Consider the following 9,937-nt stretch of genomic DNA (forward strand, 5'->3'; position numbering starts at 1 on the left):
CCGTGGTCGCTGCCGCTTGGCGTGCGCCTTCGGCGGAAAAGCATCCCGCCCTGCGGGCGAAAAGCGGCGCGGCCGGTTGAGGTGGGGGTTGGGTGGGCTTGCGGCCTGCGGGAGGTTTGTGGAGCGGTGGGTGGGTTTGAGGTCGGGGAGGGATGGGGCCGGCCTGCTGTGCGGGTTGGGTGCTGCGTGTGCGGGTTCGACGATGGGTGCGTGGGGCGGGCGGGTGCTCGCTACGCTGCCGGGGTGACGGCGGGCGGATTGGTGATGGCGAATCGGGAGACGATCGGCGAGGCGGCACCGCTGAACGCGCCTGAGCGGCGGCAGCTCGACATCATCCGTCGGTGGGGGACCGTTGGCGCCCTGTTGATGTTCGTCGGCTCCCTCGGGGCTGGGGCCGCGCCGGTGTTCTCGCCGTTGCCCGGTACGCCGGTGTTGGGGTTGTTCGTCCGGATGCCCAGTGCCGCGATGGGGGTCGTCTGGACCGGGGTGTTCCTGGTCGTCTCCGCGTGGCTGATGTTGGGGCGGTTCGCTCGGCCTGGTCGGCCTCGGTTGATGACGCGTAGTCAGCTCGACCGCACGTTGATGATGTGGATCACGCCTCTGGTGTTCGTGCTCCCCATGTTCAGCCGGGACGTCTACAGCTACCTCGCCCAGTCGCAGATCGCCGCCAACGGGCAGGACCCCTACGAGATGGGGCCGGCCACCGCGCTCGGCGTGGAGCACCCGCTCACGACCAACGTGCCGAACATCTGGCGTGAGACGCCCGCCCCCTACGGGCCGCTGTTCCTGGCTGTGGGACGGGTCATCTCGATGGTGACCGGGAACTCCGTGTTGCCGGGGGTGTTCCTGCACCGGCTGCTCGTCCTGCTGGGCCTGGCGATGATCGTGTGGGCGCTCCCCCGGCTCGCGCGGCGGTTCGGGGTGCCGCCGGTCAGTGCGCTCTGGCTGGGTGCGGCCAACCCGCTTGTGCTGTTCCACCTGGTGGTGGGCGTGCACAACGAGGGGCTGGCGATCGGGTTGATGCTGGTCGGGCTGGAGCTGGCGTTGCGGAAGATGCCGGTCACGCCAGGCACGCCGATGACGCGGGACGAGCTGGTCTGGATCTTGTTGGGCGCGACCATGATCACGTTCGGGGCGGCGGTGAAGATCCCGGCCGCGTTGGCGTTGGGGTTCCTCGGGGTGATGATCGCGCGGCGGTTGGGTGGGTCGTTCGCGGATCTGGTCAAGGCCGCTCTGCTCCTCCTCGCCATATCCGGGGTGGTCATGGTGGCCACATGCCTGGGGACAGGGCTCGGGTTCGGCTGGGTGCAGACGTTGAACGTGGCCAGCACGGTGAAGAGTTGGATGTCGCCGCCGACCGCTATGGGCTTCCTGGGCGGCGGACTCGGGCTGCTGCTGGGGCTCGGCAACCACACCGACTCGATGATCGCGTTGATGCGGCTGGTGTCCCAGGCGGTGTCGGTGGTGATCACCGGGACGCTGCTGTGGAAGGCGTTCCGGGGGCGGATCAAGGCCGTCAACGGGCTGGGGGCCGGGTTGGGCGCGGTGCTCGTGCTCGGGCCGGTGCTTCAGCCCTGGTACGTGCTGTGGGCGGCACTGCCGTTGGCCACGGCGGTGCTGGCCAAGCGGTTCCGGTTGATCGCGATGAGTGCCAGCGCGTTCATCGCGGTGATCCTGCCGCCTACCGGGTCGGCCTTCGACGGACGGGCCTACATCGTGCCGCAGGCTGTGACGGCGGCGGTGTTGGCGTTCGCGTTGTGCGTGTTCGTCGCACGCCGCCAGATCGTGCCGTTGATCAAGCGGGATCCGGTGCCGGACGCGGCCTAAAGCGTTGACTTCACGGGGTTACTGGGCCGTAACATAGCGGCACCGCCCTGCACAACCGGTACCGGTCCCTCTCACGACGAATCCGCCAGCGTCCGTCGGAAGGCCCGTTCGTGAAGTCTTTTCGGAAGCGGTGCGCCCTTGCCGCCGCGCTGTTCCTCCCTGCCCTCTTCACCTCCCCCGCCCACGCGGCCGGCCACGACCCGATCCTCTTCGTCCACGGCTGGAACGGCAGTGCGTCCAACTGGAACACGATGATCAGCCGGTTCCGCGCGGACGGGTGGCCCGACGACCACCTCCGCGCCTTCTCCTACGACACCTCCCGGTCCAACGCCGACACCGCCGAGGTGGTGCGCACCGAGGTCGACCGGCTGCTCGCGGCCACCGGGGCGGGCAAGGTCGACGTGGTCACGCACTCGATGGGCGGGCTGTCCTCCCGCTACTACACCCGCAACCTCGGCGGCGACGCCAAGGTCGAGCAGTGGGTGTCGCTGGGCGGCCCCAACCACGGGACCCGGTCGGCGAACACCTGCTACCAGACGTCGTGCACCGAGATGCGGATCGGGTCGAGCTTCCTGACCGCGCTCAACTCCGGTGACGAGACGCCCGGCGCACCCGCCTACGGGACGTGGTGGTCGCCGTGCGACGGCGTGATCGACCCGCCGGACAGCACAGTCCTGTCCGGCGCCCGCAACACCAGGACGGCGTGCATCAGCCACACCGCACTGCTGTCCGACGCGACCGTGTACGCCCAGGTCCGCGACTACGTGAACCGCTGAGCCCGACGACGGGGTGGCCGCGCCCGGTCACCCCGTCACGGCGTCGGCGGCTGCGTGGTGGCCGTCGGGTCGGGCTCGGGCCGCGTGGTCGGCACCTCGTCGGTGGTCGGCGGCACGGTGGTCGGCCCGCCGTTGTAGATCGTCGGCGGCGGGTTCGGGGTCGGCGGGATGTACGTCAGCAGCGGCGGGCGCGGGGTGGCGATGCGGTTGTTGCGCTCGGCCACCGACTCGCCCTCGCCCCCGACCTCGGGCCGCCCAGCCGGGATCGCCTCGGGCAGCGGAGCCGGGACCTCGGCGGACGCCGGTCCGGCCGGGTCGGCGAGCGCCGGGACCGCGCTCGTCGTGGGCGCGGCGGACGGCTCTGCCGCCACGGAAGCCGGAGCCGGAGCGGAGGCCGGGGCCGGTGGCACGGCGGGAGTGTGCGGGCCGGTCAGCGCCACGGCGACGAGCACGGACAACGACAGCACGTGGAACGCACGCACGACACGCCTCCCGGATACGCGGAGCGAGGCGACGTGCCTGCCCGAACCGCCGGGGATCTTCTCCCGCGCCGGGGCCTTCGGACAAGTGTGCGGACGGGTTGACCCGTTCGGGGCGTAACCCGCTGCGGCGGCCGGACGACTAACCGGTACCTGGGAAGATCCCCACGCAGCCCGGGGAGGGAGCGCGCATGGCCGACGTGCCGCAGGAGCAGATCCGGTTCGCCGTCGTCCTCAACGGCGGGGTCAGCCTGGCCGTGTGGATGGGCGGTGTGGTCCTCGAACTCGACCGCCTGACCAGGGCCGAAGGCGCCTACGCCGACCTGCTGGACCTGGTCGGCAGCACCGCCCGCGCCGACGTGGTCACCGGCACCTCCGCCGGGGGCATCAACGGGGCCGCGTTGGCGTTGTCGCAGGTCAACGCCAACGCCAAGCTGGAACGCCTGCGCGACCTGTGGGCCGAGCAGGGGCGCATGGAGCAGTTGCTGCGCACGCCCTTCCGCGGCTCGCCGGTGTCGCTGCTCAAGGGCGACGAGTTCTTCCTGCCCCGCCTCCAGGAGGCGCTCAACCGGCTGACCACGGACTTCTCCCCCACGCCCGCCGACGAGCGGCCGGTGGACCTGCGCATCACCACGACCCTGCTCGCGGGCGTGCCGACGACCACGCACGACGACCTGGGCCAGTCGCTGACCCAGTCCACCCACCAGGGCAGCTTCTCCTTCCGCCGCGACCCGTCCGGCCGCGACGACTTCACCGCCGAGCGGCTGCCCACCCTGGTGGACCAGCTCGCGCTGGCCGCCCGGTCCTCGGCGTCGTTCCCGTTCGCCTTCGAACCGTCGTTCGTGCCGGTCACCGAGGAGGCCGCGGGTGACGCCCGGCCGAACATGGCCGGGGTCGCGTCGTGGGCCAACGGCACCGACAACGTCTCCCGGTACGTCGTGGACGGCGGTGTGCTGGTCAACACGCCGACCAAGGAGGCGCTGGAGGCCATCGACCGGATGCCCGCCGAGGGGCCGGTCCGGCGGGTGATGCTGCTGGTCTTCCCGCACGCGCCGGAGTCCAAGCAGCCGCCGGTCGCGCCCGTGGACGGGCTGCTGCCCAGCACCATCGGCACCGGCGCGAAGCTGCTCAGCGCCCTGACCAGCCAGAGCGGGCGCACCTACGTGGAGCGCATCGAGGAGCACAACCGGCTCGCGGCCTCGCGGCGCGGCGGGCGCAGCGCCCTGCTGGACCGGCTCGCGGCGGGCGGCTCGGTGGTCGGCAAGCTCTACGACCTGGCCGCTACGCTGCACGACCACTACGAGGACGTCCGCATCCGGCACGCGGCCCGCGACGTCACCACCCGCCAGTTCGAGGTGCCCGGGACCAACACCGCCGGGTGGACCTTCGAACGGGTCCGGGCGGCGGCGGAGGCCGCGCAGCGCTCCCACCTGGCCAAGTGGGGCGGCCTGCCCTACGTGCCGGGGCAGCCGCAGCCGGCCGCGCTGCCCGAGCACGGCTGGCCGTGGGGCGTCACGATGGCCGAACGGCTCGCCTCGGCCGCGATGGACCTGCTCAAGCGGCTGGTGTGGGTGGTTCCGGAGAGCCCGCAGAGCCGGTTGGCGCAGGCCCGCACCAACCTCTACGAGGTCCGGGCGCGGCTGCGGGAGCTGCGCACCGAGCTGGACGGCCAGTGGACCACCCGCGAGCACACCGCGTTGAACCGCGAGTACTGGGAGCTGCGGGTCGAGGCGTTCGCGGACGGGATGCTGCGCGGCACGGTCGGCGCGGAGGTCCGGGCGCAGGTGGACCGGATCTCCGGCATCCTCGGCGACGCCCGCGACGCCCTGGACGCGTTGGCCGACGACCGGGTGAAGATGGCCGGGCTGACGTCGTGGAAGGCGCTGCTGCTCGAACCGCGCACCGACGGCGAGACCGAGGTCGGGCTCGTCGCGGGCGACATGTGGCTGTCGCGGCTGCTGGCGCTGGAGGTCGCGGCCACGTGCCTGGCCGACGACTCGCGCGGCGGCATGGACCAGGCGGTGGACCTGGTGCAGATCAGCCTCCAGACGCGCAACGCGTTCGCCGAGCACAGCCAGACCCCCGACGACAAGGCCGGCGGCGCGTCGCTGAGCCGGTTCTCCGGGTTCCTCAAGCGGTCCTGGCGGGTCAACGACTGGATCTGGGGCCGGCTGGACGGCGCCACCATGCTCAGCAAGATCGTGTGCGACCCGAAGCGGCTGCTGCGCATCGACAAGCTCACCCCGCACGAGGGCGCGTCGGCGGCCGAACGGGCCCGCAAGCGGGTGAACGACCTGGTGGCGGACCTGTTCGGCGACGGGCTGCCGGACCGCCTGGAACCCGTCGTCGAGCGCGCGGTGCAGCAGCTGGCCGCCGTGTACGAGGACGTCGACGGCGACCAACCGCCCACGTGCGAGGCGCTGGCGGAGCTGACCGCGTGGGCGCTGCACGTGCGGATCATCTGCGAGGAGCTGCCCGCGCTGCGCGCGTCGATCCTGGCCGACCGGCTCGAGGGCGCGGACCGGCGGTCGCGCGGCGAGCTGTTCCTGGAGGAGCAGGCGGCGCTGTTGCAGCGGCTGCCGGCGCGCACCGACGCCGACCGGGTCGAGGTCGGCATGGAGGCGCTGGCCGCGTTCGACCGGGCCGGGATCGGGCGGGAACCGCTGTCCCAGGAGGCCTCCAGCGACCAGGTGATCCGGACGGCGGCCACGGCGGCGGCGGTCGCGGTGACCGTGGCCGACAGCGAGCGGTCCGGGCTGGGTCCGGCCAAGCCGTTGACGCGCGCGCTGCGCGGTGCGGCGCTGCTGCCGTACTGGACGATCACCGGGTTGACCCGCGGCGGACAGCTCGCGCAGTTCCTGGGGCTGCTGGGGTTCGCGTTGGGCGGCGCGCTGCTGGTGCTGGCGTTGTTCGACCTGTTGCCGCCGTGGGCGGTGGGTCCTTCGGCGGCGTTCGGCAGCGCGACCCTGTTGGCGGCCTTTGGTTACGCGGCCCTGCGGACCGGGACCTTGTTGCACGGCTTGGTGTTGCTGGCCCCGGTGATCCCGTTGGCGGCGGTGGCCATCGACCGGACCCGGTCGGCGCTGGCGTCGTCGGAGGAGGGCGTGACCACGGGCCTGGTGGCCGTGGGCGGTGTGGTGGTCGTCGTGGTGGCGCTGCTGGTGATCGGGTCCCTGCCCGCTCCCGTGGGCACGCCGCTGGCGGTGGCCAAGGCGGCGCTCAAACGCATCCGACGCCGGCCCCGGCTGGTGCTGCGAGTCCTTCTGGCGGCAGCGATCGTGGCGGCGATCTGGGCCGTGGTGCGCTACCGGCTCTACGACGTGGACCCCGCGGTCGTGGTCATCGGGACGATCGTGGCGATCGTGTTCGGAATCCTCGCCTCGCTGCACCTGGGCCGGTCGCTGCAACGGTGGCGGCAGCGCGAGGGCGTGTGGGCCACGGAACACGCCGAGCCGCCCGCCGCCGCGACCGCCGGGTGGGCCGCCGTGTACGGGTCGGTGCTGCTGGTGATCGGCGCGGTGGTGCAGGTGTTCTCGCTGCGGTTCATCGGGTGGGAGGCGGTGCTGGCCACGACGCTGTCGTTCGGACTGGTGCTGCTCCTGGTGACCACGTGGTGGGTGCCGTTGAAGGAGCGGCGGACCATCATGCGGCGGCTGGTGGAGCAGTCGGCCGTCGTGGACTACGGCGACAACGTGGCCGAAGGGTTGTTGCGGCGCTTGGAAGGCCACGCCATGCTGTTCCGCTTCCTGACCACTGTGGACGGTTCCGGCCGGCCCGTCCTCGGACCGCGCGGATTGCGGGTGGCGCACCGCATCGCCACCCGCCGCGGCGTCGTGGCCTGACCCCTCAGGCCACCAGAGCGGGGCGGACGAGCGTCGGCACGCCCATCGCCTTGCGGTACAGGCCCTCGAAGGTCTCCAGGGTCTGGTCGATGGCGTGCGCCGAGATCAGGTCGCTGCTCGCCACACCCATGCGCGCCGTGACGGCCGGGTCCACGGTCACCGCGTGCAGCCGCTCGGCCAGCCCCTTCACGTCACCAGGGGTGAACAGCCACCCGTTGCGCCCCGGCTTGCACAGGTGCGGCAACGCCATCGCGTCGGCCACCACGACCGGCTTGCCCGCCGCCATCGCCTCCATCGTGGCCAGGCTCTGGAGTTCGGCGATACCCGGCATGCAGAACACGTCGCAGCTCGCGTAGGCGTCCAGCAACTCCTCCTCACCGACGAACCCGCGGAACCGAACCCGATCGGAAATCCCGAGGTCCCGCGCCAACAACTCCCACTCGGCCCGACACGACCCGTCACCCACGATGTCCGCGCGCAGCCGCGGCACCAACGCCACCGCCCGCAACAACTCGTCGACCCGCTTCTCCTCGTCCAACCGCCCGACGAACAACACCGTCGGCCCCTCACCAGACCGAACGGGCTTGCGCAGCCGATACCGATCGATGTCGATCCCACACGACACCGGCACCGCCCGCTCCGGGAACCCGTTGTCGTGCAACAACTGCACAGCCCGCGGCGTCGGCGCGGTCACCACGTCCGCCGCGCCGAACACCTTGGTCAGATCCTTCCACGCCCACCGCGACGCCAGCCCTTGCAACCACTGCGGGACATGGGCGTGACCGAACAGGTTCTCCGGCATGAAGTGGTTGGTGGCGACAGTCGGGATGCCCATCTCCTTCGCGTGCCGCAGCGTGTAGCGACCGACCACGAAGTGCGCCTGGACGTGCACCAGATCCGGCTGGACCTTCGCCAGCACGGCCCGCACGTCGCCACTCACCTGCCAGGGCAGACCGACGCGGAACGTCTTGTGGAACGGGGTGCGGTGCGAACGCAGGCGGTGGACCGTGATGCCGTCCACCCGCTCAGTCCGAGCCACGCCGTCCGGGGCCACGCAGATCACGTGGACGTCGTGGTCCCGGGAGGCCAGCCCGACCGCGAGCCGGTGGGCGAAGCGGGCCGCGCCGTTGACGTCCGGCGGGAACGTCTCCGCGGCGACGACGATCCGCATGGCGCGTCCGTTCATGGGGGTGTTCTCCGATCTCATGGGTGTCTTGGAGTCCTTGCGGGCGAGCAGGGCGACGCCGGCGATGGCGACGGCGGCGCAGACGAGTTCCGCGACGGCCGTGGGGCCGGAGGTGCGGGTGGCCTCGCCGAGGAGGGTGGTGCCGATGCCGACCGCGACCAGCGGGTCGACGACGGTGAGACAGGCGACCGCCACGTGCGGCGGTCCGCTGGCGTAGGCGTGCTGGATGAACCAACCGCCGACCACCAGGGCAACAGCGATCCCGGCCGCCGAGAGGCCGGTGGAAAACGACAACGAACCGGTCTGGACGTCCTGCGACACCGACCGCATGAGCACGGACACGTACCCGTACGCCACACCACCGGCCGCACCGAACCCGAGCGCCCGCACCGCGGGCCGCGAGGACAACACCCCGACCAGCCCCGGCACGGCGACCAACCCCAGCACGACCAGCCCGGCGGTCACCTCGGCCTCGACCGCGACCGGCGTGGCAGTGGCACTCCCGGCGGCCAGGAACACGAACGCCCCGACCCCGAACGTGGTCAACGCGACAGCCGGCAACTCCCGACGGCGCTTGTCGAGCAACGCGGTGATCCCGATGGCCAACACCCCGACCGGCTGCACCACGGTCAACGGCGCCATCCCCAGCGCCACCGCGTGCACCCCGGCCCCGACCACCAGCAACGCCAACCCCGCCAACCACCGCGGCCGACGCAGCAACCCCCGCACCTTCACCTCGGCGGCACTGGTGACCGCACTGTGCTGGAGCCGAGCCGCGAAGGCGAAGAACGCGGCCCCCGCAGCCGCCAGCACAACAGCGAGCCAGGTCATCGCGACACCTCCCGACTCACCGCGGCGGCCAGGGCGAACAACAGCCCGTAGAGCAAGGCGAACAGGACCCGCTCGAACAGCCCGAGCAACATCTGGCCGTCGTAGGTGAGGGACACATGGCTCACCATGAATGCCACCGAAGTGATCCCCGCGGCCACGGAGAACCGTCGCACGGGAGTACTCGGGATGAACCGCCGCGAAATCAACCACCCGGCCAACGGAAGACTGGTGAACATGACGGCCCCCGCGTACCGGTGCACAGCGCCGGAGAACGAGGTGGGCGCCCCCGTCGGATCGGTAGGGAACACAGCAGCCACCGCCAACCCAGCCGCCCACAACCCGAGCAACAACGCGACAGGCCCCCGCCGAGGCAACCCCCGCCGAACAAGCACCACCAACAGCCCCACCGAAGCGGCAGCAAGCGACAAGGCGGTGACCGCAAGCAACCCACTACCGTTGTCGACGAAGATGTAGTCACTGATGGTGTGACTCAACGGACTGAGCTGCCCCACCGCCACCACGTGCAGGTAGACGATGGGGAACAACGAGACCACAAGCCCCGAAACAGCCAACGGCAACACCGCCGCCCGCCTTTTCCCCCGAATCACCGTCACACCAAAAATCCTGGCGTCGAACGAGAAGCAGAAGTATCCGGAACACCCCCGAGCCAACCCTGATGCCACCCGGACCCAGAGGGTGGGGCCAACCCCACCACCCGAGGGGGTCCCACCCACCACACCCCCCACCCACCAGCACAAACCCCAACCAAACACCCCCCACCCACACAGCTTTTCTCAGCAGCGCCCCCCACCAACCGACAACGCACCACCCACGCGCCCACCACCCCACACACGCCGGTCCCACCCGCCGCCCGCAAGCCCACGCGCCCCAAAACCCACCGACCGCGCCGCTTTTCGCGCGCGCAGCGCGCGGTAGGTGTCACCTACAAGTGGAGGGCCTCGGTTCCCCCACCGTATGGCCCGCCCGAAGGGCTAC

General features: G+C 71.5%; 6 protein-coding genes. 3 read left to right on the forward strand and 3 right to left on the reverse strand.

What is annotated here, in order from left to right; translation table 11 throughout:
- Positions 1-264 precede the first annotated feature (264 nt).
- Both mptB and WBN91_RS37710 read left to right on the forward strand, forming a co-directional pair.
- Positions 265-1,827 carry a polyprenol phosphomannose-dependent alpha 1,6 mannosyltransferase MptB gene (gene mptB / locus WBN91_RS37705; RefSeq protein WP_337729439.1) on the forward strand — a complete coding sequence of 521 codons (1,563 nt, stop codon included), beginning with the start codon at positions 265-267 and terminating at the stop codon, positions 1,825-1,827.
- A gap of 110 nt (positions 1,828-1,937) precedes the next feature.
- Entirely contained in the window at positions 1,938-2,603 is a 666-nt protein-coding gene (locus WBN91_RS37710; protein ID WP_337729082.1) for an esterase/lipase family protein, read from the forward strand.
- A 35-nt stretch (positions 2,604-2,638) separates the two neighbouring features.
- On the opposite strand, the gene WBN91_RS37715 is transcribed toward WBN91_RS37710, so the two are convergent.
- A complete protein-coding gene (locus WBN91_RS37715) occupies positions 2,639-3,085 on the reverse strand; it encodes a hypothetical protein (RefSeq protein WP_337729083.1) in 447 nt (148 codons plus the stop codon).
- 188 nt (positions 3,086-3,273) lie between these two features.
- Between WBN91_RS37715 and WBN91_RS37720 the strand changes: the two genes are divergently transcribed.
- Positions 3,274-6,924: a patatin-like protein gene (locus WBN91_RS37720; RefSeq protein ID WP_337729084.1), complete on the forward strand. Its 3,651-nt coding sequence runs from the start codon at positions 3,274-3,276 to the stop codon at positions 6,922-6,924.
- Between the two features lie 4 nt (positions 6,925-6,928).
- Here the strand turns inward: WBN91_RS37720 and WBN91_RS37725 are convergent, their stop codons facing one another.
- Positions 6,929-8,941, reverse strand: coding sequence for a glycosyltransferase (locus WBN91_RS37725; RefSeq protein ID WP_337729085.1), 2,013 nt, complete (start codon positions 8,939-8,941; stop codon positions 6,929-6,931).
- A complete protein-coding gene (locus WBN91_RS37730) occupies positions 8,938-9,555 on the reverse strand; it encodes a DUF998 domain-containing protein (protein ID WP_337729086.1) in 618 nt (205 codons plus the stop codon). Before WBN91_RS37730 ends, WBN91_RS37725 begins: the two co-directional genes overlap by 4 nt.
- Positions 9,556-9,937 lie beyond the last annotated feature (382 nt).

Origin of the sequence: Saccharothrix sp. CCNWYY140, assembly GCF_037401995.1 — a bacterium.
Taxonomy (GTDB): domain Bacteria; phylum Actinomycetota; class Actinomycetes; order Mycobacteriales; family Pseudonocardiaceae; genus Actinosynnema.

What these genes read in the sequence shown, in the direction of transcription:
- mptB (WP_337729439.1), top strand. Translation starts at nt 265, where the DNA reads ATGGCGAATCGGGAGACGATCGGCGAGGCGGCACCGCTGAACGCGCCT.
- WBN91_RS37720 (WP_337729084.1), top strand. Translation starts at nt 3,274, where the DNA reads ATGGCCGACGTGCCGCAGGAGCAGATCCGGTTCGCCGTCGTCCTCAAC.
- WBN91_RS37725 (WP_337729085.1), bottom strand. Translation starts at nt 8,941, where the DNA reads ATGACCTGGCTCGCTGTTGTGCTGGCGGCTGCGGGGGCCGCGTTCTTC.